This is a genomic window from Ferrimonas sp. (genome assembly GCF_048263965.1).
Lineage (GTDB): Bacteria > Pseudomonadota > Gammaproteobacteria > Enterobacterales > Shewanellaceae > Ferrimonas.
In genome coordinates this window covers 359,093-384,721 of the sequence record NZ_JBLXDO010000001.1, presented here as the reverse complement: position 1 = coordinate 384,721, position 25,629 = coordinate 359,093, and the positions used below count along the sequence as shown (strand labels likewise).

The 25,629-nt window shown below is 61.0% G+C and carries 24 protein-coding genes and 1 riboswitch; of the genes, 3 read left to right on the top strand and 21 right to left on the bottom strand.

What is annotated here, in order from left to right:
• Position 1: 1 nt before the first annotated feature.
• From ACN0RV_RS01815 to zapE, 21 genes are all read right to left on the bottom strand, one after another.
• Entirely contained in the window at positions 2 to 916 is a 915-nt protein-coding gene (locus ACN0RV_RS01815) for a D-alanine--D-alanine ligase (protein WP_417345031.1), read from the bottom strand.
• A complete protein-coding gene (gene murC / locus ACN0RV_RS01810) occupies positions 909 to 2,360 on the bottom strand; it encodes a UDP-N-acetylmuramate--L-alanine ligase (protein WP_417345029.1) in 1,452 nt (483 codons plus the stop codon). Before murC ends, ACN0RV_RS01815 begins: the two co-directional genes overlap by 8 nt.
• The gene (gene murG, locus ACN0RV_RS01805; protein WP_417345027.1) at positions 2,353 to 3,444 is read right to left on the bottom strand and encodes an undecaprenyldiphospho-muramoylpentapeptide beta-N-acetylglucosaminyltransferase; all 1,092 of its coding nucleotides are present in this window, start codon (positions 3,442 to 3,444) and stop codon (positions 2,353 to 2,355) included. The genes murC and murG overlap by 8 nt, the downstream gene beginning before the upstream one ends.
• Entirely contained in the window at positions 3,431 to 4,609 is a 1,179-nt protein-coding gene (gene ftsW / locus ACN0RV_RS01800; protein WP_417345025.1) for a cell division protein FtsW, read from the bottom strand. Before ftsW ends, murG begins: the two co-directional genes overlap by 14 nt.
• Positions 4,610 to 5,902, bottom strand: a complete 1,293-nt coding sequence (murD, locus tag ACN0RV_RS01795; protein WP_417345392.1) for a UDP-N-acetylmuramoyl-L-alanine--D-glutamate ligase — start codon at positions 5,900 to 5,902, stop codon at positions 4,610 to 4,612. It abuts the gene before it with no gap.
• 8 nt (positions 5,903 to 5,910) lie between these two features.
• Positions 5,911 to 6,993, bottom strand: a complete 1,083-nt coding sequence (gene mraY / locus ACN0RV_RS01790; RefSeq protein WP_417345023.1) for a phospho-N-acetylmuramoyl-pentapeptide-transferase — start codon at positions 6,991 to 6,993, stop codon at positions 5,911 to 5,913.
• Positions 6,994 to 8,358, bottom strand: coding sequence for a UDP-N-acetylmuramoyl-tripeptide--D-alanyl-D-alanine ligase (locus tag ACN0RV_RS01785; RefSeq protein WP_417345021.1), 1,365 nt, complete (start codon positions 8,356 to 8,358; stop codon positions 6,994 to 6,996). It abuts the gene before it with no gap.
• A complete protein-coding gene (gene murE / locus ACN0RV_RS01780) occupies positions 8,351 to 9,820 on the bottom strand; it encodes a UDP-N-acetylmuramoyl-L-alanyl-D-glutamate--2,6-diaminopimelate ligase (RefSeq protein WP_417345019.1) in 1,470 nt (489 codons plus the stop codon). The genes ACN0RV_RS01785 and murE overlap by 8 nt, the downstream gene beginning before the upstream one ends.
• The gene (locus ACN0RV_RS01775; protein WP_417345017.1) at positions 9,807 to 11,618 is read right to left on the bottom strand and encodes a penicillin-binding transpeptidase domain-containing protein; all 1,812 of its coding nucleotides are present in this window, start codon (positions 11,616 to 11,618) and stop codon (positions 9,807 to 9,809) included. Before ACN0RV_RS01775 ends, murE begins: the two co-directional genes overlap by 14 nt.
• Entirely contained in the window at positions 11,615 to 11,929 is a 315-nt protein-coding gene (gene ftsL / locus ACN0RV_RS01770) for a cell division protein FtsL (RefSeq protein WP_417345015.1), read from the bottom strand. Before ftsL ends, ACN0RV_RS01775 begins: the two co-directional genes overlap by 4 nt.
• Positions 11,930 to 11,931: 2 nt before the next feature.
• A complete protein-coding gene (gene rsmH / locus ACN0RV_RS01765; protein WP_417345013.1) occupies positions 11,932 to 12,882 on the bottom strand; it encodes a 16S rRNA (cytosine(1402)-N(4))-methyltransferase RsmH in 951 nt (316 codons plus the stop codon).
• The gene (gene mraZ, locus ACN0RV_RS01760; protein ID WP_417345011.1) at positions 12,882 to 13,340 is read right to left on the bottom strand and encodes a division/cell wall cluster transcriptional repressor MraZ; all 459 of its coding nucleotides are present in this window, start codon (positions 13,338 to 13,340) and stop codon (positions 12,882 to 12,884) included. Before mraZ ends, rsmH begins: the two co-directional genes overlap by 1 nt.
• 364 nt (positions 13,341 to 13,704) lie before the next feature.
• Positions 13,705 to 15,732: a hypothetical protein gene (locus ACN0RV_RS01755; protein WP_417345009.1), complete on the bottom strand. Its 2,028-nt coding sequence runs from the start codon at positions 15,730 to 15,732 to the stop codon at positions 13,705 to 13,707.
• An 82-nt stretch (positions 15,733 to 15,814) separates the two neighbouring features.
• Positions 15,815 to 15,895, bottom strand: a riboswitch (cyclic di-GMP riboswitch).
• Between the two features lie 466 nt (positions 15,896 to 16,361).
• Positions 16,362 to 16,799, bottom strand: a complete 438-nt coding sequence (locus tag ACN0RV_RS01750; RefSeq protein ID WP_417345007.1) for a ClpXP protease specificity-enhancing factor — start codon at positions 16,797 to 16,799, stop codon at positions 16,362 to 16,364.
• Entirely contained in the window at positions 16,792 to 17,421 is a 630-nt protein-coding gene (sspA, locus tag ACN0RV_RS01745) for a stringent starvation protein SspA (protein ID WP_286340591.1), read from the bottom strand. The genes ACN0RV_RS01750 and sspA overlap by 8 nt, the downstream gene beginning before the upstream one ends.
• 92 nt (positions 17,422 to 17,513) lie before the next feature.
• On the bottom strand, positions 17,514 to 18,209 hold the full coding sequence (locus ACN0RV_RS01740) for a cytochrome c1 (protein WP_417345005.1): 696 nt from the start codon (positions 18,207 to 18,209) through the stop codon (positions 17,514 to 17,516).
• Positions 18,209 to 19,420 (bottom strand): cytochrome b, encoded by a 1,212-nt coding sequence (locus ACN0RV_RS01735; protein ID WP_417345003.1) that lies wholly within the window; start codon positions 19,418 to 19,420, stop codon positions 18,209 to 18,211. The genes ACN0RV_RS01740 and ACN0RV_RS01735 overlap by 1 nt, the downstream gene beginning before the upstream one ends.
• Before the next feature lie 2 nt (positions 19,421 to 19,422).
• Positions 19,423 to 20,013, bottom strand: a complete 591-nt coding sequence (gene petA / locus ACN0RV_RS01730; RefSeq protein ID WP_286340593.1) for a ubiquinol-cytochrome c reductase iron-sulfur subunit — start codon at positions 20,011 to 20,013, stop codon at positions 19,423 to 19,425.
• 284 nt (positions 20,014 to 20,297) lie between these two features.
• A complete protein-coding gene (gene rpsI / locus ACN0RV_RS01725; protein ID WP_028107756.1) occupies positions 20,298 to 20,690 on the bottom strand; it encodes a 30S ribosomal protein S9 in 393 nt (130 codons plus the stop codon).
• 16 nt (positions 20,691 to 20,706) lie between these two features.
• Complete coding sequence (gene rplM, locus ACN0RV_RS01720; protein WP_417345001.1) at positions 20,707 to 21,135, bottom strand: 50S ribosomal protein L13; 429 nt, start codon at positions 21,133 to 21,135, stop codon at positions 20,707 to 20,709.
• A 238-nt stretch (positions 21,136 to 21,373) separates the two neighbouring features.
• Positions 21,374 to 22,483: a cell division protein ZapE gene (gene zapE / locus ACN0RV_RS01715; RefSeq protein ID WP_417344999.1), complete on the bottom strand. Its 1,110-nt coding sequence runs from the start codon at positions 22,481 to 22,483 to the stop codon at positions 21,374 to 21,376.
• Between the two features lie 139 nt (positions 22,484 to 22,622).
• On the opposite strand from zapE, the gene ACN0RV_RS01710 reads away from it, so the two are divergent.
• The 3 genes from ACN0RV_RS01710 to degS all read left to right on the top strand — a co-directional run bounded on the left by ACN0RV_RS01710 (position 22,623) and on the right by degS (position 25,624).
• The gene (locus tag ACN0RV_RS01710) at positions 22,623 to 23,012 is read left to right on the top strand and encodes a YhcB family protein (protein WP_417344997.1); all 390 of its coding nucleotides are present in this window, start codon (positions 22,623 to 22,625) and stop codon (positions 23,010 to 23,012) included.
• Positions 23,013 to 23,088: 76 nt separating this feature from the next.
• Positions 23,089 to 24,450: a Do family serine endopeptidase gene (locus ACN0RV_RS01705; protein ID WP_417344995.1), complete on the top strand. Its 1,362-nt coding sequence runs from the start codon at positions 23,089 to 23,091 to the stop codon at positions 24,448 to 24,450.
• Positions 24,451 to 24,547: 97 nt separating this feature from the next.
• The gene (gene degS, locus ACN0RV_RS01700) at positions 24,548 to 25,624 is read left to right on the top strand and encodes an outer membrane-stress sensor serine endopeptidase DegS (RefSeq protein WP_417344994.1); all 1,077 of its coding nucleotides are present in this window, start codon (positions 24,548 to 24,550) and stop codon (positions 25,622 to 25,624) included.
• Positions 25,625 to 25,629: the final 5 nt, after the last annotated feature.

The following is a 25,629-nucleotide window of genomic DNA, read 5'->3' as shown; positions in this document are numbered from 1 at the left end:
GTTACTCCGCCGTCTGCGCCAGGATGGCGGTCACCAGTTGCTGAAAGTCGAGGCCCACCGCCTTGGCCGCCTTGGGCACCAGGCTGGTCTCGGTCATGCCCGGAACCGTATTCACCTCCAGCAGTTGCCAGCGGCCATCTTTGGTGCGCATCACATCGACGCGGCCCCAGCCACTGGCCCCCACCGCACGGAAGGCCCTCACAGCCAGTGCCCTGAGCTCCTGCTCCTCCGACTCCGGCAGATCGCAGGGACAGAGGTAGCGGGTTTGTGTCGACTGGTACTTGGCCTGATAGTCGTAAAAGGCGTTGTCGGTCTGCATCTCGATGGCAGGCAGGGCCCGCTCACCCAGGATGGCGACGGTGTACTCGGGACCGTCGATCCACTGCTCCACCAGCACCTCGGCGTCATACTCGTGGGCCGCGGCGATCGCCTGGGCCAGTTGCTCGCCGGACTCGGCGATGGCCATGCCGATGGAGGAGCCCTCATTGGCGGGCTTCACCATCACCTTGCCCCCCAGTCGGGACAGCATCTGTGACGCGGTCTCAGGCCTAAACTGACCGGCCACCGCCACTTCGAAGGCGGCGGTGGGCAGCCCCTGGCCGGCCCACAGGCTCTTGGTCCGCACCTTGTCCATGGCCAGGGCGCAGCCCAGCACGCCACTGCCGGTATAGGGCAGATTCATGTGCTCCAGCGCCCCTTGTAGGGTGCCATCTTCGCCACCACGGCCATGCAATACGATGAAAGCGCGATCAAATTCGGTCAGCTCTGCCAGGGAGCGTTCCGCCGGGTCGAAGGGGTAAGCGTCCACCCCGGCCTTCAGCAGGCCCGCCAGCACCGCATTGCCGGATTTGAGGGAGATCTCCCGCTCGGCACTGCTGCCACCCAACATCACGGCGACTTTGCCAAACTCAGTCATGCTGTTCCCCTTTCATTTTCTCCACCGACAGCGCCATGGCGCCCAGTTTTCTGGCCAGGGCGCCGATGTTGCCAGCCCCCTGAGTCAACACCACGTCGCCGTCCTGCAGCACCTCAGCCAGCATCGCCGGCAAGGCTTCGGGCCCGGGCACATAGATGGGATCCACCTTGCCACGCCCACGGATGGTGCGGGCCAGGGCACGGCTGTCGGCGCCGGCAATGGGCTCCTCACCGGCGGCGTACACCTCCAGAAGCAGCAGTTCGTCCACCTGGGCCAGCACCTGGGCAAAATCGTCATAGAGATCCCGGGTGCGGCTGTAGCGGTGGGGCTGATAGGCCATCACCAGCCGACGCTCAGGCCAGGCCGCACGAGCGGCCTTGATGGTGGCGGCCACCTCGCTGGGGTGATGACCATAGTCATCCACCAACAGCACCTTGCCGCGGCCGGTATCGAACTCGCCATACTGCTGAAAACGCCGGCCAATCCCCTCGAAGCTGGCCAGGGCGGCGACGATGGCATCGTCTGGAACCCCGGCATCCGTGGCCACTGCGATGGCCGCCAGGGCGTTAAGGGCGTTGTGGCGCCCGGGCAGGGCCAGGGTCACCTTGAGATCCGCCTTGCCGGCACGCTCAACCAGGAACTCGGAGTGGGTGCCACTCTGGCTGAAGTCGGTGCCGCGCACATCCACTCCAGCCTCGAAGCCGTAGGTCACCAGGTGACGACCGATTCTGGGCAGCAGCTCCTGCACCCCAGGGTCGTCGGCGCAGACCACAGCCAGTCCATAGAAAGGCAGGTTGTGCAGGAACTCGACGAAGGTGTCGTGCAACTTGCTGACGTCACCGCCGTAGGTGTCCATATGATCCGGCTCCACATTGGTCACCACGGAGACCATGGGCTGCAGATGCAGGAAGCTGGCGTCGGACTCGTCCGCCTCGGCGATCAGGAATTTGCCGGAGCCCAGTCGGGCATTGGTGCCGGCGCTGTTGAGCAGGCCACCGATGACAAAGGTCGGGTCCAGCTGGGCCTGGGCAAAGATACTGGCGATCAGGCTGGTGGTGGTGGTTTTACCGTGGGTGCCGGCGATGGCGATGCCGTGGCGAAAACGCATCAGCTCCGCCAGCATCTGCGCCCGCTGTACCACAGGGATGCGACCGGCTCTGGCCGCCGCCACCTCGGGGTTATCCTGCTTGATGGCGGTGGAGACCACCACCACGTCCTTATCCTCCACCCATCGGGCATCATGGCCGATGTGGATGGTGGCGCCCAGCGCCTTGAGGCGCTCGGTGACCGCGTTCTCGGCGATGTCACTGCCACTGATGGCGTAGCCTTCATTGACCAGCACCTCGGCGATGCCGCCCATGCCGGCACCACCGATGCCGACGAAGTGGATCGCTTTCACCCGTCTCATGGCGGGCAGGCCGTTTGCCGTCGTTCTGTTACTCATTGTTGCCTCCGGCAGCCTGGATACACTCCTCGGCCACCAACTGGGTGGCTTGGGGTACCGCCACCTGGGTTGCCGCCTTTGCCATGGCGGTCAACCGTTCTGAATCTTCTGCCAGCTCGGTGAGCAGGGCCGCCAGACCCTCTGGGGTCAGGCTGGATTGGGGCTGCAGCCTGGCCGCCCCAGCCGCCACCAGGGCTTCGCTGTTTTTGGTCTGGTGATCGTCCACCGCATGGGGGAAGGGCACCAGGATGGCGGGACGGCCGCAGGCCGCCAGCTCCGCCACGGTCAGGGCGCCGGCCCGGCAGATCACCAGATCCGCCCAGGTGTAGGCCGCCGCCATATCGTCAATAAACTCCGACACCTGCACGCCGACTGCCGGAGCCAGGGTCTGCCAGGCCTCCCGGGTCGCCGCTTCATTGCCGCGGCCCACCTGATGCCAGACGGTGAGACTGGTGCCTGGGCCCAGCAATTGAGCGGCCTGGGGCAGGGTCTCATTGAGCACCCGGGCCCCCAGGCTGCCGCCGACGATCAGCACCTTGAGCTGGTCGCCTGGCACTACAGGATGCTCCTTGCCCACCGCCAGCAGCTCCTCACGCACCGGGTTACCCACCCGGCGGGCCTCTTTCCCGGGGAACACCCCGTCGAAGGCACACAGGATCCGCTTGGCGAAACGGGCCAGGATGCGGTTGGTGGCACCAGCCACGGCGTTTTGTTCATGGAGCACCACAGGGGTGCCCCGCAGCCAGGCGGCGATGCCGCCGGGTCCGGCAGCATATCCGCCCATGCCCAGCACCACATCCGGCTTGCGCTGACGCTGGATGCGCCAGGACTGATACACCGCCTTGAGGATCTGCAGGGGCGCCTTGAGCTTGCGCAGCACACCATTGCCGCGCACTCCCTGGATGTCGATAAAGTCGATCTCAAAGCCATGCTGAGGCACCACCCGGGCCTCCATCCGGTCGGAGGTGCCGAGCCAGCTCACCTGCCAGCCCTGCTCCTGGAGCCGACGGGCCACCGCCAGGGCGGGGAACACATGGCCGCCGGTGCCACCGGCCATCACCATCAGTCGCTTAGGCGCCGTCATTGCTCTCCCCCTTGGCGTCTCGCTGTGCCAGACGCCGCTCGTAGTCGATGCGCAGCAATACCACGGCTGCGCCCGTTGTTACCCATAAACTGCTTCCACCATAACTGACCATGGGCAGCGTCAACCCCTTGGTGGGCAACAAGCCCACACTGGCGCCGACGTTAACCGCGGTCTGAAAACTAAACCAGATGCCGATGCCGTAGGCCAGGTAGCCCGAAAACGCATGGTTGGCCTGCAGGGCCAGGTTACCGATGCGCAGGGCCCGCAATGCCAGCATCAGCACCAGCACCAGCACACAGGTGACGCCGACAAACCCCAGCTCTTCACCCAGTACCGCAAAAATAAAGTCCGTGTGGGCCTCGGGCAGGTACTCCAGCTTCTGGATGCTGTTGCCCAGTCCCTGCCCCAGCCAGTCACCTCGGCCATAGGCCATCAACGACTGGGTCAGCTGATATCCGGCGCCGAAGGGATCCTCCCAGGGGTCCCAGAAGCTGGTCACCCGCTTCATCCGGTAGGGAGCCGACACGATCAGCAGCACCACCATGGCCACCCCCAGCAGCATCAGGGCAAAGAAGTCTCGCAACTTGGCCCCGGCCAGGAACAGCATCCCCATCACGGTGACAAACATCACCACTGTGGTCCCCAGGTCCGGCTGCATCAGCAGCAACACGGCGTACATCCCCAGGGCGACGAAGGGCTTGAGAAAGCCTTTGATCTCCTCCCGCACCTCCTGGTGACGTCGCACCAGGTACCCGGCCAGGTAGAGGAACAGGGTGAACTTGGCCACCTCCGCCACCTGCAGGTTGAACGGCCCCAGGGGGATCCAGCGGGTGGCGCCATTGACGCTGCGGCCACCGATGAGCACCGCCACCAGCAATACCAGGCCGACGAACATCAGCGGCGTACTGTATCTCTGCCAGAAGGCGATGGGGATCCTCACCCCGACCGCCACAATCACCCCGGCCATGGCCAGGAAGAACAGGTGACGCTTGACGAAGTGGAAGGGATCGCCGGTGAGGTTCTCCGCCTCCGCCAGGGATGCCGAGGTCACCATCACCAAACCGACACAGGCCAGCACCATCATCAGCAACAGCAGCAGCCGGTCATACAGCAGCGGCTGTGACGGCGACTCCCTGAAATCCAATGACAGTTGACCCACGCCCATCTACAACGCCTCCACCGCGTGGCGGAACGCGTCACCGCGCACCATGTAGTTGGCGAACATATCCAGGCTGGCGCACGCTGGCGAGAGCAGCACCATGTCCCCGGGCCGGGTCTTGCCGGCCAGCAGCTGAACCGCTTCTTCGAGAGAGTCGCAGCGCAGCGCATCGGGCTTCATCGACGCAATGGCGTCGCCATCCTGCCCCAGGGTCACCAGATAGGTCACCTGGTTCTCCAGCCAGGGCGCCAGGGGAGAGAAGTCCGCCCCCTTGCCGACGCCACCGGCGATCAGGTGCAGCCGGCCGGAGAAATCCGCCAGCCCCTGCAGCGCCGCCAGTGTGGCCCCCACGTTGGTGGCCTTGGAATCGTTGATGTAGTGGACGCCGTCTTTCACCGCCACCGTCTCGCAGCGGTGAGGCAGGCCGCCGAACTGCTTCAGCGCGGTCACCATGGCCTCATCGGGCAAGGCCAGCGCCTCGGCCATGGCGATGGCCGCCAGGGCATTGGCCTGGTTGTGGCGGCCGACCAGGGCCATCTCGGTCACCGGCAGCACGGCGTGGCCTTTGGCCATAAGTTGCCCGTCATCCAGGCAATAGTCGCCGGCCTCCAGACCGAAGGTCAGCGCATCTTCCCGACCGCTGCGGGTTTCCGGGTCATCGGTATTCTCCAGCACCAGTTCGGCACCGGCGTAGATGGTGGCCTTGGTGTCCCGGTAATGGCCAAAGTCCCGGTATCTGTCCAGGTGATCATCGCTGACGTTCAGCACGGTGGCGATGCGTGGCCTTAAACTGGTGGTGGTCTCCAGCTGGAAACTGGAGAGCTCCAGGACGTAACAGTCGTGACCCTGCCCCAGCAGATCCAGGGCCGGAGTGCCGATGTTGCCCCCCACCCCAATACTGCGACCGGCCACCCGGGCCATCTCACCCACCAGGGTGGTCACCGTGGACTTGCCGTTGGAGCCGGTAATGGCCACCACCGGCGCGTCTGCCTCCCGGGCAAAGAGTTCGATATCGCCTATCGCCTCTACCCCGGCCGCGATGGCCTGGGCAATGGCCGGGTGCGCCAAGGGAATGCCCGGAGACACCACCATGGTCCGGGCCTGTTGCAGGGCCAGGGGGTCAAACTCCCCGGTATACAGGAGCACACCGGGAAACTCCCTGGCCAGGATGTCGGCCCCGGGAGGATTCTCCCGGCTGTCCCACACCGCCAGGGTGTCACCGCGTCGATGCAGATGGCGCACACAGGAGAGACCGGTGATACCCAGTCCCAGAATCAGCCATTGCAGCGGCGCAGTCATTGGTTTCATCAGCGCACCTTGAGGGTCGCCAGACCCAGCAGAACCAGACACAGGGAGATGATCCAGAAGCGCACGATCACCCGGGGCTCGGGCCAGCCCTTGAGTTCGTAGTGATGGTGGATGGGCGCCATCTTGAAGATCCGCTTACGACGCATCTTGAAGGAGCCCACCTGCAGGATCACCGACAGGGTCTCGATGACGAAGATGCCACCCATGATCACCAGCAGGATCTCCTGGCGGGTCAGCACCGCAATGGCGCCCAGGGCCGCGCCCAGGGCCAGGGAGCCGACATCGCCCATGAACACCTGGGCCGGATAGGTGTTAAACCACAGGAAGCCCAGTCCCGCGCCCACCATGGCGGTGCAGACGATCACCAGTTCGCCCACCCCAGGCAGGTAGGGAATGTGCAGGTAGCGGGAGAACTCGGCGTGGCCGGACAGGTAGGCCACCAGGGCAAAGGCCGCCGCCACCATCACGGTGGGCACAATGGCCAGGCCGTCCAGGCCATCGGTCAGGTTGACCGCGTTGGAGCTGCCCACGATGGTGAAGTAGACCAGCAGCACAAAGAAGCCGCCCAGTTGGGGCATCACATCTTTGAAGAAGGGCAGCACCAGCATGGTCTCGTCCGGGCTGCGGGCACTCCACAACAGGTAAGCGGCCACCACCAGGGCGATGGCGGACTGCCAGAAATACTTCCAGCGGGCGATCAGGCCCTTGGGGTCCTTGCGGATCACCTTACGGTAGTCATCGACGAAGCCGATGGCACCGAAGGAGCCCAGGACAAACAGCATCACCAGCACGTAGCGGTTGGTCAGCTCGCCCCACAGCAGAACACTGATAAAGATGCCGCCGAGGATCATGATGCCCCCCATGGTCGGGGTGCCGCGCTTGCTGAAGTGGGACTCGGGACCGTCATCCCGAACCACCTGGCCAATCTGCATGTTTTGCAGGTAGCGAATCAGGTGTGGCCCGGCGAACAGGCAGAACACCAGGGCGGTCAACAATCCGAGAATGGAGCGGAACGTCAGATAGGAAAAGACGTTAAACCCGCTATTAAACTGGGCCAGGTAATCGGCCAGGTAAACCAGCATCTACTTCTGTTCTCCATAGTGATCCGACAGCGCTTCAATCACCCGCTCCATGGCGGCGCTTCGGGATCCCTTCACCAATAGGGTTATGGGCCGGTCGCTCTCCTTCACCAGCGCCTTGACGGCAGCCACCAGGGCGGGCTGTTCCGTAAAGTGACGTCCCCTGGGATGGGGCGCGGAAATCGAGCGGCTTAATGTACCCACTGTCAGCACGTGGTCAATCTCTTTTTTCACCCCGTGAGCACCGACCTCAGCATGCAACTGCTCAGCGTTCTCACCCAGCTCTCCCATATCGCCAAAAATCAGCACTTTTAGGGAAGCTGTCTCCGCCAGCACATCGATGGCTGCCTTACCGGACGCCACACTGGCGTTGTAGCTGTCGTCGATCACAGTCAGGCCGCTGGCCAGGGTCACAGGGCGCATCCGCCCCTTGACCGGCTCAGTGCTCTGCAGGCCTCGGACTATGGTGTCCAGCTCAATGCCGGCGGCCGTCGCCAGGGTCGCCGCCGCCAGGGCGTTGTCCACCTGGTGGCGCCCCACCAGAGGCAGGGTGACGGTCCGGGCACCGTCGATCCTGTGCAGGGTGAAGCGGTAACAACCGTTATTGAGCGGCTCCAGGTCCTCCGCATAGAGATCGGCGAAGGTGTGGCTGGAGAAGGTCAGAATGGGTCTGGCCCCCAGGGTCGCCTTAATAAAGTCGGCTTTATGGTCGTCGAGATTAACTACGGCGACGCCATCTTCTGTCAGATGCTCGAAAATCTCACTTTTGGCCCGGGCAACCCCCTCGATTGAGCCGAAGCCTTCAAGGTGGGCGGCCTGAACATTGTTGATCATCGCCACATTGGGTTTGACCAGGGAGGAGGTGTAACGGATCTCTCCGGGGTGGTTGGCCCCCAGTTCGAAGACACCAAATTGATGCTGAGGTTCCAGCCTGAGCAGGGTCAGGGGCACACCCAGATCGTTGTTGAAGTTGCCTTTGGTGGCCAGGGTGGGCCCTTGGCAGCTGAAGATGGCCGCCGCCATTTCCTTCACCGAGGTCTTGCCCACCGAGCCGGTGATGGCGACACGATAAGGATTCAGCTTGCGACACAACCAGGCCCCCAGTTGCCCAAGGGCCAGGCGAGTGTCCGCCACCACCACCTGTGGCAGATTCGACGGCTGGGGCTCGCTCACCAGGGCAGCGGCTGCCGTATCCGCCACCTGATTCAGGTAATGGTGGCCATCGAAGTGCTCACCCTTGAGGGCCACAAACACCCCACCCGCCTCCGGACGACGGCTGTCGGTAAACAGGCTGGAGATCATTCGGTCCTCTCCCACCAGCTCTCCGGAGAGGATCTCCGCCATCCGGCTCAGGGTCAGATCAATCATCCTTGGCCTCCATCAGCTGTTGCACCCAGCGGCGTTCGTCGTATTCCAGCCGCTCTGTGCCAATAATCTGGTAATCCTCATGGCCCTTACCGGCCACCAGAATCATGTCGTGTTCGCCCGCTTCCGCCACGGCCAGGGCCACCGCCCGGGCTCGGTCGGTCTCGATGCGACAGGGAATACGTCCGAGCAACCCCTGGCGCATCTGGTCGATGATGTGATCCACCGATTCGGTGCGGGGGTTGTCGGCGGTGAGCACCAGCTCGTCGGCCACCGCTTCCGCCTCCATGGCCATCAGCGGGCGCTTGCCTGCGTCACGTTCGCCTCCGCAGCCAAAGACACACCACAGGCGGCCACGGCAGTGGCGTCTCAGTGCCTTGAGTGCCTGGCCCAGGGCATCCGGCGTATGGGCATAATCGACCACCACCGAGGCCCGGCCAGGGGCGGTGAACGCTTCCATCCGGCCCAGGGCCGGCTGCAGCTGGCTGACCGCCTCAATCAGCGGCGTCAGCGCCACACCCCGAATCAGCATTGCCCCCAGTGCCGCCAGCAAATTGGCCAGGTTAAAGGCACCGATCAGTGGCGAGTTCAGCTCGAAGGCACCCCAACTGGAGTCCAGCTGTGCCTTCACCCCGCCGGGGTGGTAATCGGCAGACTGCACCGAGAGAAACTGTCCCCGACAGGTTGCCCCATCCAGGCTGTAGCCCACCGAGGGCTTGTCCGAGGGCCAGCTGCGGTGCCACTGGGCCCCATACTGGTCATCCAGGTTAAACACTCCGGCGTCCAGCTGAGGCAGATCAAACAACCGGGCCTTCGCCTCGGCATAACCGTTCATGTCACCGTGGTAATCCAGATGGTCCCGGCTGAGGTTGGTGAACACCCCCACCGCAAAAGGCAGACCGTCCACCCGGTGCTGGCTGAGGCCATGGCTGCTCACCTCCAGGGCAATGGCCTGGGCACCGGCCCTGGCCTGCTCCGCCAGAGAGCGGGCAACGGTGATGGCGTCGGAAGTGGTATTGGCGGAAGGCTTAAGGGCCCCCCAGAGGCCGTTGCCTACGGTCCCCATCACCCCGGCTCTCTCACCCATCAGGTGGTGAAGCTGAGCCAGAAGCTGGGTCACCGTGGTCTTGCCATTGGTGCCGGTGACACCATAGAGCACAGGCTCCGCCGCCTGTGGGTAAGCGCGCAGGGCGATGGCACTGAGCTGGCTGGCCAGCTTGGGCAGGCCAATGCGCAGCACCGGGGCGCTGGCCAGCACACCGGCCCGCTCCGCCTCCTCCAGCACCGCCACGGCCCCATTGGCCACGGCGGCGTCGATAAATTTACGGCCATCCACCAGGTGGCCGGGTATGGCCACAAAGCAGTCTCCGGGGACCACCTTGCGGCTGTCCAGGGTCAGCCCCTGAACCTCTGTCTGTGTGTCGAGCGTCATCCAGGGCGCCAACAGATCATCAAGAGCGATCATTTGCGCCTCCTCGGCGGGCCACCAGGTTACCGGCCCGCTCCTTATCACTTATGGGTGCCACATTCAGCATCTGCAGGGCGCCGGACATCACCTTGGCGAATACCGGTGCCGCGACCGTCCCTCCGTAGTAATCCTCCCCCTTGGGGTCGTTGATCACCACGGAGATCGCCAGTCTTGGGCGCTCGGCAGGCGCCAGTCCGGCGAAGAAGGTCACAAAATCATCGCCGTAGCCACCGGCAATGGCCTTACGGGAGGTGCCGGTCTTGCCGGCCACGGTATAACCGTCAATGTGGGCCCGCTTGGCGGTGCCTTCCGGACCGGTGATGCCGGAGAGCATGGACACCACCTCCTCCGCGGCCCACTCGGGAATCACCTGCTCCGCCGGCGGCATCTGATCCGGTTTCACCTTGAGAATGGATATCGGGTTCTTGCGGCCACCGTTGCCGAGGATGGCGTACATCCTGGCCACCTGCAGAGGCGTGGCGCTGAGGCCATAGCCGAAGGAGAGGGTGGCTCGCTCAAAATCGGACCAGCGATGACGACGGGAAAGCACGCCGGTGGACTCGCCGGGCAGATTGATGCCCGAGTACTCGCCGATGCCGAATCCGGCATAGCTGTCCAACAGGGTCTCGATGTCCATCCGCAGCGCCAGGTTTGAGGTGCCCATGTTGGAGGACTTCAGCAGTACATGGGTGATATCCAGCTTGCCGAAGTTTCGGGTATCACGCACCATGCTGCCGCCAATGCGGCGGTAACCCGGGCTGGTGTTGATCACCTCACCGGGCTCAGTCACCCCCTCGGCCAGAGCCGTGGCCACCACCACGGGTTTCACCGTCGAGCCGGGCTCGAAGGTATCGGTCACCGCCCGGTTGCGCATGGCAAAACTCTGCATCCCCGCCCTCTGGTTGGGGTTGTAGCTCGGGGTGTTGACCATGGCCAGCACCTCGCTGGTGGCCACATCCAGAATGACGATGGAGCCGGAGCTGGCCATATGGTATTCGGTGGCTTTCTTCAGTTCCTCATAGGCCAGAGACTGCAGGCGCATGTCGATGCTGAGCTTGAGATCATTGGGGTTTTCCCCCTCCTCAATCACCGACAGGTTCTCCACCACCTTGCCATCCCGGGACTTGCGCACCCGGCGCTTACTGGCTGAACCGGTGAGCCAGTCATCGTACTGGCGCTCCAGCCCCTCCAGGCCCTTGTCATCGATGTTGGTGATCCCCACCAGCTGGGCGGTGATCTCTCCCGCCGGGTAGTAGCGGCGAGACTCTGGTTTAAGGCCGATGCCGGCGATCCTGAGCTCCCGCACGTAGCGGGCCAGGGCCGGAGTTACCTGACGTTTGAGATAGACAAAGCGGCGCTTGGGGTTGGCCTTAAGCCGGGTCGCCAGCGTGTCGGCGTCTTCGCCCACCACCTCGGCCAGGGCCTGCCAGCGGCGACTATCGGCGAAGCTGTTCTTCTGGTTGAGCACCTTGGGGTCGGCCCAGATCGCTTCGGCGGGCACACTGACCGCCAGCATCTCACCGTTGCGGTCGGTGACCAGGCCGCGCTGCACTTCTCGGGTCTGGGTTCGCAGGGAGCGCATGTCCCCCTCGTAGATAAGCCGGTCCGGTGAAATCACCTGGATGTAGGCGGCCCGGCCGACGATGGCCAGGAAAACGGCGCACAGGGCAAACACCACGAAGCGGTAGCGATACTGGAACAGGGTGGGGTGCAGGTTCTGCTTGGCCCCGGACTTGGCCGGTGCCTTAGCACTGCGTCGCTTCAATGGGCGCTTCTTGCGCGTTGCTGGTTTCATGGCAGCCTCACCACAACCTCTTGCCCCGGAGCGGGACGTCCCATACCCAACTGCTTCTCCGCCATCCGCCCTACCCGGCTGTGCTCGGTCAGGGTCTGCTCCTCGAGGAGCAGATGGCGCCACTCAATATCCAGTTCATCCCTGTGCTGCAACTGTTGGTTCAGTGCATTGGTCATCGCCCGGGCGTCATAGGCGGTCCACACCACGGCCAGGGCACTGCCCAGGACGAAGACGCCCAGAATCAGCACCGGCCACTGACGGCGCAGATCCGCCATAATGGCGGAGCCGAGACCGGCATCCCCCAGGATCATCCTCAGCCCAGCCTCTCCGCCACCCGCAGAACCGAGCTGCGGGAACGGGTGTTGTCATCCACTTCCAGATCGCTTGGCTTGAGGGCCTTGCCCACAGTCTTCATGGTGCGAGTCTGATTGATCTGGTCCTCGGTCAGCGGCAGTCCGGGAGGCAGGGGCTCACCCTGGCTCTGGCGACGCATGAAGCGCTTCACCATGCGATCTTCCAGGGAGTGGAAGCTGATCACCGACAGCCGCCCCTGGGGCGCCAACGCCAGCAGGGAACCGGCCAGGGCACGCTCAATCTCCTCGAGCTCGCTGTTGATGTAGATGCGAATGGCCTGGAAGGTCCGGGTCGCCGGATGCTTGCCCTTCTCCAGCTTGTGCTTGGGAGTAATGGACTCGATCAACCCAGCCAGATCCCGGGTACGGGTCAGGGGCTTGCCCTCCTCCAGATGCGCCTTGATGGCACGGGAGATGGGGCCGGCGTACTTGTCCTCACCGAAGGTACGAATTACCCAGGCGATGTCCTTGGCATCCGCCCGCTCCAACCACTGAGCCGCGGTCTCCCCCTGGCTGTTGTCCATGCGCATATCCAGAGGACCATCGCGCAGGAAACTGAAGCCGCGCTCGGCGTCATCCAGCTGAGGTGAGGAAACGCCCAGGTCCAGCAGGACGCCATCCACCTTGCCCTCCAGTCCGCGCTCTTTCAGGTAGTCCGCCAAGCCGGAGAAGGGGCCATGAATGATGCTGAACCTGGGATCAGCCTGCTCCAGCTCCTGAGCCACCGCCACCGCCTGAGGGTCACGGTCGATGCCGTACAGGCGACCATCAGGCCCAAGGCGGGACAAGATCTCCCTGCTGTGGCCACCACGGCCGAAGGTTCCGTCGACATAGATGCCGTCCGGTTTGATGTTCAATCCATCCACCGCCTCTTTGAGCAGCACGGTGACATGACTAAAAGTTTCCGCCATCAGAGGGCAAATTCCTGTAAACGTTGATTATCGATAAAGGCTTCCGCTTCCACTGCGGCATGGGAGGCTTGGATCTGGTTCTGCCAGTTCTCTTCCGACCAGATCTCAAACTTATTCAGTTGACCCACCAGCATCAGTTGCTTCTCCAGGGAGGCGAATTGACGCAGGGGAGGCGGTATCAGTACCCTTCCCATGCGGTCTATCTCCACATCGCTGGCATAACCGAGCAGCAGCCGCTTTACGGCCCGCTCACTGGGCTGGGTGTCCGACAGGCGCGCCAGTTTCTGCTCCACCTCACTCCAGGCTTGGAGAGGGTAAAGCAGCAGGCAGGGGGAATGAATGTCTACGGTAACCACCAGGGGACCGGCGTCTTCCGCGCACAACAACGGCCGGTATCGCTTTGGTATGGCGATCCGGCCCTTGGCATCAAGTGCGATGCTGCTGGCGCCTCTGAACACTGGCTACTCCATCCCTGTTAAATTTCAGTCGGACAAGGTTTTCCCACAAATAACCACTTTTTCCCACAAGCTACCAAGTTTATGGACACAAAGCGAGTATTGTCAAGGAAGCCTGATGGGCGCTAAAGCCTGTATTTTCGGGGCTTTACGCTTAGTTTTTAGAGAGTTATCCGGGAATTAATCGCAAGTGGGATTGATGGATAAATCCCACTTGGGAGAAATGAGTCACGGGGCCCGACAAGGGACCCCGTGATATATGGCGGCGCTGTGCCGGCTGGCCTGACGACTCCCGAGGGAGTCCCCCCTGAGCGATTATCCGGTCGATTCCGGTTCACGCAGGAGGTTGGCCGATGGTCATCGCCCGTTACTGCGCCTGAGCTTGCCAGTAGAGGGAGTTGGCAGCCCCCAGATAGGCGCGATACCAGCTCAGGTCCCCGTAGTGGCGCAGGATGTGGTCGGCCACCAGGCCCACCCGAGGATCCCACCCCTGAAGCTCAATCCAGTCGTAGCCTATGGCCATCTGATCCCAGGTGGAACTGACGCCGGTGCCATCCACGCCGAAACTGGCCATGGCGGGCGCCAGGAACACGCGCTCGACCAGGGCATTGGCCATGCACTGCAGAGGTTCGTCGTTGTCCAGCAGCCCCTCCTGGCGGGCCACAACCATGAAGCCAACATCCAGGTGGGCATGGTTGAAGTCCTCCATCTTGCCGCCACCGTTGGCCAGGAACTGGTAGTCCCAGTTACACAGGTTGTCGCTCTCCATCCTCAGATTGTCCATATAGAAACCGAGGATCTCCCTGGCCTTCTGGCCCAGGTCGCTGTTGGCTTGACCCCACTTGTCCAGGTAGATCATCGCCGTACCCAGGGTCATGTCGTGATTGAACGGCAGTGGGTTGGAGAACAGGCCACCGTCGCCATAGTCTTCATTCTTGTAGTTCACATAGAAGTAGGACCCCTGAATGGCACCGTTTTTGGTGGTGCTGAACGAGCTGTCGTGCGCGCGCACGATTCGCTCGGCCCGGCCTATGTAGTAATCCGCCCGCTCCATGTACTGGGTGAGGTTCTCACTCTTGATGTGATCCACCAGTCGCAGGATGCTGTTGAGGATCATACCGTCGGTCAACGCCTCATTTCTCCAGGCACCGTTATAGGGACGACGCCAGCCAGGTACCGGCAGACCCGGAGTATTCAGGTACAGCTTGGGTGCCAGTCCTTCATAGGGCTCGTTGTGGATATTGAGCTCACCACGTTCAACCCGCTTCTCATCGGTGTAGTTGAACATGTGATCAGCCAACTCCACCGCATAGTCCAGATACTTGGTGTCACCATAGGTCTCGGCCATACGCACATAGGCGCGCATCCAGTAGTGACCCTGCCAGGCAAACTTCTTCTCGTCGTTGCCATTGGTGGTTCCGATAAGCGGACGCTGATTTGGATAGCTCTTGTCGAACTGAGCATCCCAGTCCGCCTGACTGGCCACATGGGGCACCGGTGCCGACACGTTGGAGGTGATCGCCTGCCAGTCGCCGCTGTCCAGCCCGTGCAACAGATGGGTGCCCTCGGCACCGTCACCTGAGGCCACCACACCCTGCCCCTGCTCGAAGGTCAGGGTCCGGGTCTTCTCCGCATTGTCCAGATCGACCAGCGCCAGAGCCTGCAGTCCGCCACTGGAGTAGCTGTCATTCAGGCGATAGATCCAGCGGTAGGTCGCCGCATCGGCATCCACTGCGCCATCGCTGATGCTGGCCTGACTCTCGCCATCGGACGCGCTGAGCTTACCGTTGTCCACGGTGATCTCCACATAGCGGGTACGATTGAACTCGAACGGGCCGGTGAGCAACACGGTGTTGCCGTTCCATCGGCCTTCGACGCTGTTGTGGCTGAAGGAGAGGTAGTCTCCGTCATCCGCCGACACCAGTACGGTGCTGGCCGCAGGATCGCTGTTCACGTCATCCAGCCAGGCCACCAGCCGGAATTCACCATCGGCACGCCAGTCGGCAATCTCGCCATAGGCACCCTGGCCATCAAAGTAGACCGCATCGCCCTGCAGTACAGGCGCCACCTCGGGATCCGGCTCTGGCTCCGGATCCGGGTCTGGCTCGGGATCCGGGTCCGGCTCGGGATCCGGGTCCGGCTCAGGATCCGGGTCCGGGTCCGGCTCAGGATCCGGGTCCGGCTCGGGGTCCGGGTCCGGCTCTGGGTCTGGATCCGGGTCCGGCTCAGGATCTGGGTCAGGAATCACCGGCGGCGGCTCCGGATCCGGGTCCGGATTGCTGCTGTCCCCTCCTGAACCGCCACAGGCGCTCAGGGTAAAAGTAAGAAGTGCTGCCCCAAACAAGCTCTTCAACGGTACGATGCCGTTGTTAATCTGTTCTTGTTGCCGATTCAAGTCTGATTTCTCCAACTGTCGGCAGATAAGAGGCGTGCGCAGGCAGGGACTTCAACCCGGGAAGGAAGACCGATGCCAGACATGAGGTAGTCCCGCTGTCTTGCCACTGATGGTAAGACCGGTGACTTTGCGCCTCCCACAAAGGGAGTTGCCTTTATCTGCTGTCTGATAATTGAGTGTTGAACTGGTGTCCCCAACCGGGGATGCACCGAAATAACTGGGGAACAGAATACTGATCGACCACTTTCTGGACAAACCACTCAAATTCACCAAGTTGACTTGAAAAGAGGACCATTTCTGAGTGATTTATGACCTTGTTTAACCAAACTTTAGAAGGAGGTTAAACAGAATGTCGAACGTGGAATTGATGAAAGATAAGGGTAAGCAACTGGGATATTGAGCATTTCTCTTGTGCTGACGGGCGAGAACACAAGGCTCGTCTCTTGCTGGAAAACTTTAGTCCATAAAGGCAATTTTGCGATCCAGATCACACCAAAGGGATCGGTTACAATTCGTTCAGCTTGAAGCACGGAGTTATCCCGAACCTTTGCTCCGGATTCCCGAACAAAGTTCATGGAACTTTCCATGAAAAGGACAATAAAAAACGCGGCCATGGCCGCGTTTCGTCTTTATTTGATCACTCGTAAGCTGGGGCGCCCCTTCTGCGGAGCCTCCGGCTTGGGTTCAGCCTCTGTGGCCGACGGTTCCGGCAGGGGCGCATCATCGCCCTCGAGCACCTGCTCGTACGCCTCTTCCGGCGGGAACAGGGTGCCAGCTCCGTTCTCGCGGGCGTAGATCGCCTCGATGGCGTACAGGGGCAGGACCAGGGCCTGGGGCTGTCCACCAAAGCGGGCATTGAACCGAACCTCATCGATGCCCAGCTGAAGATTCCCCACAGAGTGAGGCGCCACGTTCAGCACGATCTGGCCTTCCTTCACATACTGACGAGGAACGACCACACCGGGCAGATCCGCATTGACCGCCAGGTGGGGGGTCAGACCGTTGTCCACCAGCCAGTCATACATCGCCCGCAGCAGGTAGGGGCGTTGAGGGCTCAGCTCAGACACCGATGCGCAGCTCACGCTCGGCTTCAGTCAGGGAAGCCTTGAAGGACTCACGCTCAAATACGCGGGTCATGTAGGCTTTGACCTCGTTGCTGCCGCGACCGCTCACTTCGATACCCAGCTGAGGCAGACGCCAGAACAGGGCCGCCAGGTAACAATCGACCAGGGTGAACTCCTCACTCATGAAGTAGGGAGTCTCGGCAAACACGGGCGCCAGTCCCAGGATGCTTTCAGTCAGCTCTTTGCGGGCCGCTTCCGCGCGGTCTCCACGCATGATGCGCTCGGCCAGGGCATACCAATCTTTCTGGATGCGGTACATCATCAGACGGCTCTGGCCACGGGATACTGGGTATACCGGCATAAGCGGTGGATGAGGGAATCGCTCGTCCAGGTACTCCATGATGATGCGGGAGTTATACAGAACAAGCTCGCGGTCCAGCAGGGTCGGTACGCTGTTGTAGGGGTTCAACTCCACCAGCTCATCCGGCAGATGGTTGGGGTCAACCTGAATCACCTCGACACCCACGCCCTTCTCAGCCAACACGATGCGCACTTGGTGGCTGTACAGATCACTAGCACCGGAAAACAGTGCCATTACAGAGCGCTTATTGGCAGCAACAGCCATCGAATCCTCCAAACTCTTTCAGAAACGGTAAAACAGTTGGGGGCGAGACCGCCCCCAACTGCGCAAGAGGTAGATTGTAACCTTATTGGCGTTTAGTGTACATCACGCCAGTATTCCTTCTTCAGCAGGTAGGCCACGATGAAGAAGATAAACAGGAAACCCAGTACCCATTTGCCCAGACGTTCACGCTCCAGCTTGACCGGTTCACCGGTGTACGCCAGGAAGTTGGTGATGTCACGGACATACTGATCGTACTCCTCGGCGGTCAGAGTACCGCCGGTGGCCACAATGGTGCCATCCTCCTGCAGAACCGGAGTGCCTTGCAGCCCCTCCAGAACATGGGGCATGCCCACGGCAGGGAACACCAGGTTGTTGACACCGAATGGACGGCTCTCATCCACATAGAAGGTCTTCAGATAGGAGTAGATCCAGTCAGGACTTCTCAGACGGGCTTCCAGAGTCAGATCCGGTGGCGCCGCGCCAAACCATTGGGCACCGTCATCACCGCTCAGGGCAGAAGTGATCTGCTCACCCACCTTGGCATCGGTGTGAATCAGGGCGCTGACCTCATCTGCGGTCATCTCCAGATCGTCGGCGATGCGCTGATAGCGCTGGTACTGCAGGCTGTGACAGCCACTGCAGTTATCCATAAACGCCTGGGCACCACGCTTGAGAGAGTCCTTGTCAGTCAGGTCGATGTTGGCGCTGACCACGTGTTCATTGCTGCCGCCGGCGGCGTAAGCCAGGGCCGGCAGGCAAGCGATCAATACTGCGAATACCTTTTTCATTAGCCTGTCACCCTCTCTGGAACCGGTTTGCACTTTTCGTTCTTGCTGTAGACAAACAGCAGCACGAAGAAGCCGAAGTAGCCCAGGGTACAGACTCGGGCCAGCAGGGTCAGGGCAGGAGTTGCCTGTACTGCGCCCAGGTAACCCAGGATGATGAAACACACCACGAATTGGGCCAGGTTCAGCTTGTGCAGACCGCTACGGTAGCGGATGGACTTCACCTTGCAGCGATCCAGCCAGGGCAGCACGAAGAGTACGCCGATGGCCGCACCCATGCCGACCACACCCAGCAGTTTGTCTGGAATGGCGCGCAGGATGGCGTAGAAGGGGGTGAAGTACCAGACCGGAGCGATGTGCTCAGGGGTCTTCAGCGGGTTGGCCGCCTCGAAGTTAGGACGCTCCAGGAAGTAACCACCACCCTCAGGCATAAAGAACAGCACGTAGCAGAACAGAATCAGGAAGCCCGCTACGCCCATGATGTCCTTCACGGTGTAGTAAGGGTGGAAGGGAATTGCATCCACAGGCCAACCGTCAGGGCCCTTGTTCTTCTTCACTTCGATGCCGTCAGGGTTGTTGGAACCCACTTCGTGCAGGGCGATGATGTGCAGGAACACCAGCACCACCAGCACCAGAGGCAGGGCAATCACATGCAGGGCGAAGAAGCGGTTCAGGGTGGCACCGGACACCACGTAGTCACCACGGATCCACAGGGTCAGGTCATCACCAATCACCGGAATGGCACCGAACAGGGAGATGATCACCTGGGCACCCCAGTAGGACATCTGACCCCAGGGCAGCAGGTAGCCCATAAAGGCTTCGGCCATCAGGATCAGGAAGATCAGCATGCCGAAGATCCACAGCAGCTCACGAGGCTTCTGATAGGAGCCGTACATCATGCCGCGGAACATGTGCAGGTACACCACCACGAAGAAAGCGGAAGCGCCGGTGGAGTGCATGTAACGCAGCAGCCAACCGTACTCCACATCACGCATGATGTACTCCACAGAGGCGAAGGCGCCTTCTGCGGTGGGCACGTAGTTCATGGTCAGCCACACACCGGTGAGCAGCTGGTTTACCAGTACCAGCATCGCCAGGGAGCCGAAGTAGTACCAGAAGTTGAAGTTCTTAGGAGCGGGATACTGGCCAACATGCTTGTTGTAGGTGGCCGTCATCGGGATCCGCTCGTCGATCCAGTCAATGATCTTTTTCATAATCAGGCCGTCCCCTTCTCAATACCGACCAGAATGGTGTTCTCATCCACATAGGTGTGAGGCGGAATCACCAGGTTCAGCGGGGCAGGTACGCCCTGGAACACCCGACCGGCCATATCGAACTTGGAGCCGTGGCAGGGACAGAAGAATCCGGAAGCAACGCCTTCGACCTGTTGGCCAAAGGTGTCAGGTTGATAGGTTGGGGAGCACCCGAGGTGGGTACACAGGCCTACGGCCACAAAGTACTCATCTTTGATGGAGCGGAAGGCGTTCTGAGCATACTCGGGCTGTTGAGGCTCAACAGACTCCGGGTCACGCAGCTGGTCAGCCAGCTTGGTCAAGCCATCCAGTACCTCCGGGGTACGACGTACGATCCATACCGGCTTGCCGCGCCACTCGACACGCAGAAGCTGGCCTGGTTCCAATTTACTGATGTTGACTTCTACTGGAGCGCCGGCGGCTTTCGCCTTGGCACTCGGGTTCCATGATTTGATAAATGGAACCGCAACAGCAGCGGCGCCGACACTGCCCACTACGGCTGTAGCAGCGGTCAGGAATCTGCGACGTCCATTATCGACAGGCGCATTGCTCATCCACTAAATCTCCCATTAGGGTCTGCTTATTTTTTAGTCTTTCCGAGCAGGGAGTCACCCCAAAGTGGTCTTTTGGTACCGCTAAAGCTCGGTCGCGCGCCCATTATATAGAAAAATTAGAGATAGATCATACTTTCCGTGGGGATATTGTTCTGAATAACAATAATTTGGAAACATGAGTTCAAGATAACTTTACAAAACAGCAGATTGCGCCCCATTTTGAGAGCTGCATAAAAAAACCCGCTGCCAGGCAGCGGGTTTTCCAGTCCGAAGTTCCGGGCGAATTAACGCTTGGAGAACTGAGGACGACGACGTGCTTTGCGCAGACCAACTTTCTTACGCTCAACCTCACGGGCGTCACGAGTAACGAAGCCAGCTTTACGCAGAACAGGACGCAGAGTCTCATCGTACTCCATCAGGGCACGGGTGATACCGTGACGGATAGCACCGGCTTGGCCAGTGGTACCGCCGCCCTGAACGGTTACGTAGATGTCCAGCTTCTCCAGCATTTCAACCAGCTCGAGAGGCTGACGAACTACCATACGAGCAGTCTCACGACCGAAGTAGGTGTCCAGAGTACGCTTGTTAACAGTGATGTTACCACTGCCAGCTTTGATGAATACGCGAGCGGTAGAGCTCTTGCGGCGGCCAGTGCCGTAGTATTGAGTTTGTGCCATTGCCAAAATCTCCGTATTAGATGTCTAGTACTTGAGGCTGTTGAGCAGCGTGTGCGTGCTCGGCGCCGGCGTACACTTTCAGCTTACGGAACATGGCGCGGCCCAGAGGACCCTTCGGCAGCATGCCCTTAACCGCTTTCTCGATGATCATCTCAGGCTTGCGAGCCTGCAGATCAGCGAAGTTGATCTCTTTGATACCGCCAGGGTAACCAGAGTGGCTGTAGTACATCTTGTTCTGAGACTTGTTACCGGTAACGGTAACTTTCTCAGCGTTGATGATTACGATGTAGTCACCAGTGTCAACGTGAGGGGTGTACTCAGGCTTGTGCTTGCCGCGCAGGCGACGAGCAACTTCAGTGGCCAGACGACCCAGAGTTTTGCCATCGGCATCGATGACGAACCAGTCACGCTGAACGCTTTCTGGTTTTGCAGTAAAGGTTTTCATCTAACTAATAACCCAAATTAGCTGTTACACATCAGTACAATGTCGGGGCCGACACTGTACGCTATGTTGGTTTCTTCCGTGCCCCTTCGAACACGTCGCAAACCGAGTGTCTGGTTGAATAATCAACCATTCGTAACGTGGGCAGGGCGCGAATTATAGAGTAAGGCGAGCCAAAAATCACCCGTTTTTTACAGGAAAACGGTGGTTTTGGCCCAGCTTCAGCGTCGGCAGGCCAAAATCATGGTAAGTGGGGCCGAGCCAGATAGTCGTGACTCTGCATCTCCTGCAGCCGACTCAGGCAACGGCGGAACTCGAACTCCAGACCACCACCGGCGTAGATCTGCTCCAGCGGCACTTCACTGGAGATGATCAGCTTGACGCCTCGCTCATAGAACTCATCCACCAGAGCCAGGAAGCGGCGGGCGATGTCGTCCCCGGTCAACTGCGCCCCCATGGCGGTCAGGCCACTCATCAATACGGTGTGGTAACAGCGGGCCAGCTCCATGTAGTCCACCTGGCTTCTGGGGCCATCACACAGGGCGAGGAAATCCGCCAGCAACACCCCATCCGCTTCCCGGCGCACCGGGATAAAGCGCCCTTCTACCTCGATGGTGCCCCCGACCCGGCCCTCTTCGGGGGCCAACTGCTCGAAATAGCAGTGCAGGTTGGTGTCCGCCTGCTCATCCAGGGGGTGGTGGAAGATCTCCGCCTGCTCCAGAGCCCTCAGGCGATAGTCGATGCCATGATCCACATTGACCACCCGGCAGTGGGTTTCAATCAGGTCGATGGCGGGCAGGAAGCGGGCTCGCTGCAGGCCGTTGCGATAGAGCTCCGCCGGAGGAATGTTGGAGGTGGCCACCAGCACCACGCCCCGCTCAAACAGGGCCCGAAGCAGACCCGCCAGCAACATGGCATCGGTGATGTCCGACACGAAAAATTCATCGAAACAGATCACCTCCGCTTCGGCGGCCAGGGCATCGGCCACCGCCTCAAGGGGATTGGCCTGGCCCTTGAGTCTGTCCAGCTCCCGGTGGACCCGGTGCATAAAGCGGTGGAAGTGGATGCGTAACTTGCGCTCGATGGGCAACACCTCATAGAAGGTGTCCACCAGGTAGGTCTTGCCCCTGCCAACCCCGCCCCAGAAGTAGAGGCCCTGGACCAGGGTCGGTGCCGTTCCCGTGCCAAACAGCCGTGAGAGCAGCCCGGGCTTGGGGGCCTGCTGCCGCTGAATCAGCTTCTCATACAGGGACTGGAGATGTTCAACCGCCTGCCTTTGGGCAGGATCTTCATGGAAATCTGGGCGTTGCAGATCCGCCTGATAACGCTCTAGGGGGGTCGTCTGCGGCACGTCCTTGGCCCTCTCAACTGGTCTAAGCTTTGGGCTCGCATGGTACCACGGAGGGCGCAGCCGATGTATAGTTGTTCTATAACAAGTACAATGCCCTCAAGTATTCAGACCCGAGCGCAGGGGTCGCCATGGAGTAAATATGAACGAAGTTTGGATTGTGTTGGCCTTCATCCTCGGTGCCGGGGTGGGCTATCTGATTCGCTGGAAGAGCGGCGGCAGTGCGGAAGAAGCACCGCAACTGAAGCAGTCTCTTGAGCAAGCCAAGTTTGACCTGGAGCAACAGCGTCAGGAGATGGCGGACTACTTTGAGCAGTCCCATGCCACCCTGTTGCAGCTGAGCCAGGGCCTGGATAAGGCCAATAAACTGTGGAACGACTCTGCGTCACACCTGTTTAACGAGCAACTCTCTACCGCCCAACTGCCCCTGCATGAGCCGGAGCCAGTGCTGATCGATAATGAAGAGTTCCAGCCCAATGACTATGTTCAGGGCTCTCACGGAATCATTACACCCCGTAAAAAAGTAAGTTAACAAGTGGAACTAAAACGGCGGCAGGCTGTCCGAAAGCAAGTAGACAAATTTGCTGATATACGGAGAGTTTTTATAGATGAAAAAGTCTGTCGCTGTTTTGACCGCCGCTTTATTATCTGCCGGTCTTTCTCTGTTTCCGGCCACTAGCCAGGCGGCTTTGCCCATGGCCGTGGACGGCCAGCAGTTGCCCAGCCTGGCCCCCATGATTGAGCAGGTGGGCCCCGCCGTTGTGTCGGTTTCCGTGTCAGGAACCCAGGTCTCCCGCCAGGAGATTCCCGAGCCCTTCCGTTACTTCTTTGGTCCCAACGCCCCCCGTGAGCGGGTTCAGGAGCGCCCATTCCGTGGCCTGGGCTCCGGAGTGATCATCGATGCGGACGATGGCTACATTGTTACCAACCACCATGTTATCGATGGTGCGGACAAGATTCTCATCAGCCTGGCCGATGGCCGGGAGTTCGAAGCCAAGCTGATCGGTTCCGATCAGAGCAGCGACGTGGCCCTGCTGCAGGTGGAGGCCGATGACCTCACCGAAGTGAAGCTGGCCAAGTCCGAGGAACTGCGAGTGGGCGACTTCGCCGTGGCCATCGGCAACCCCTTTGGCCTGGGTCAAACCGTCACCTCCGGCATCGTCAGCGCCCTGGGGCGCAGCGGCCTCAACATCGAAAGCCTGGAGAACTTCATCCAGACCGACGCCGCCATCAACAGCGGTAACTCTGGCGGTGCCCTGGTAAACCTCAACGGTGAGCTGATCGGCATCAACACCGCCATCCTGGCCCCCAGCGGCGGTAACGTCGGCATCGGCTTCGCCATCCCCTCGGACATGGTGAAGGGGCTGGCAGAGCAGATCATCGAGTTTGGCGAGGTTCGCCGCGGTGTTCTGGGTGTCCTGGGTCGTGAGCTGGACAACGAAACCGCCAAGCTGTTTGGCCTGGAGTCCCAGCACGGCGCCTTCGTCAGCCAGGTGGTGCCCGACTCTGCCGCCGACAAGGCCGGCCTGAAAGCGGGCGACATCATCGTCTCCGTCAATGGCCGCAAGATCCGCACCTTTGCCGAACTGCGCGCCAAGGTGGCAACCATGGGCGCCGGGTCCAAGGTGAAGATCGGTGTCATCCGCGACGGCGACGAGGAGAATTTCAATGTCACCCTCAGCGAAGCGGAAGGCGAAAACGTGAAGGCCAGTGTGGTGCACCCCGCCCTCGAGGGCGCCAAGCTCTCCACCTACAGTCAGGACGGCATCCAGGGAGTGGCGATCACCGAACTGGAGGAGCGCTCCCCCGCAGCCCGCCAGGGTCTGCGCAAGGGCGACATCATCCTGGGTGTGAACCGGGAGCGGGTACAGAGCCTCAAGGAGTTGCGCGGCCTGCTGGAGGATTATGAAGGCGCCCTGGCCCTGAACATTCGCCGGGATGACGCTAACATGTACCTGATCATTCGCTGACAGTGAAATCGAGAAAACGCCGCGGCCCGTCCGCGGCGTTTTTTTTCTCTCCGGGCGGATATGATATCCTGTTGTTTTACATCGGACCCTGAGCACTATGGCACGGCTACTCATCTACATCGCTAAACCCATCTTGGCCGGCTTGGTGTTGGCGACAGCCATCGTTCTTCTTATCCCCAACCTGCGTCAGCAACTGCCTGAGTTCAACTGGCCCACCAGCCAGGTCAGTCGCAACAGCTTCTCCCATGCGGTGAAACGGGCCTCGCCGGCGGTGGTGAACATTTACACCCGCACGCAGAATGCCCAGATGCCGAGCCAGTCGACCGGCGCCGGCCTGGGATCCGGCATCATCATGCGCGACGACGGCTATGTGCTGACCAACTACCATGTGGTGAGCCGGGCCGACCTGATCTACGTGGCACTGCAGGATGGTCGCTGGGGCTCGGCGGTGATGATTGGGGCCGATCCCTGGACCGACCTGGCCGTGCTCTACCTGGATACCCAGGGCCAGAGCCTGCCAACCATCCCCTACGATCTGCAGCGCACCACGGAGGTGGGCGACGCCGTACTGGCCATTGGTAACCCCTACAATCTGGGGCAGACCATCACCCAGGGGATCGTCAGCGCCCGAGGTCGCACCGGCCTGAGCTCCCAGTATCAGGACTTCATTCAGACCGACGCCGCCATCAACCAGGGCAACTCCGGAGGCGCCCTGGTGGACGCCGATGGCTATCTGGTTGGGGTTAACACCGCCAACTACAACGTCCGCGGTGAGAGTGGCCTGGGGATCAACTTCGCCATTCCGCTGCAGCTGGCCCACAACATCATGCAGAAGCTGATTCAGGATGGCCGGGTGATTCGGGGACACCTAGGCGTGGCCGCCCAGGATCTGGACTTCAACAGCAGTCAGTCCCTGGGGCTGACGGATCGCCAGGGCGTGGTGCTGACCGGCATCGATCCGGGCGGCCCGGCCTCCCGTGGCGGCCTGGCCAAATGGGACGTGGTGATCGAACTCAACGGCCAGCCTCTGCACGGGGTGAATGCCATGATGGATGACATCGCCGAGACCCCGCCGGGCACCGAGGTGAACCTGACCCTGCTAAGGGAGGGCAAGAAGCTGCAACTGCCGGTGACCATTGGCGAAAAGCCCCCCTATCAGGGACCGGAAAGATAACTCAG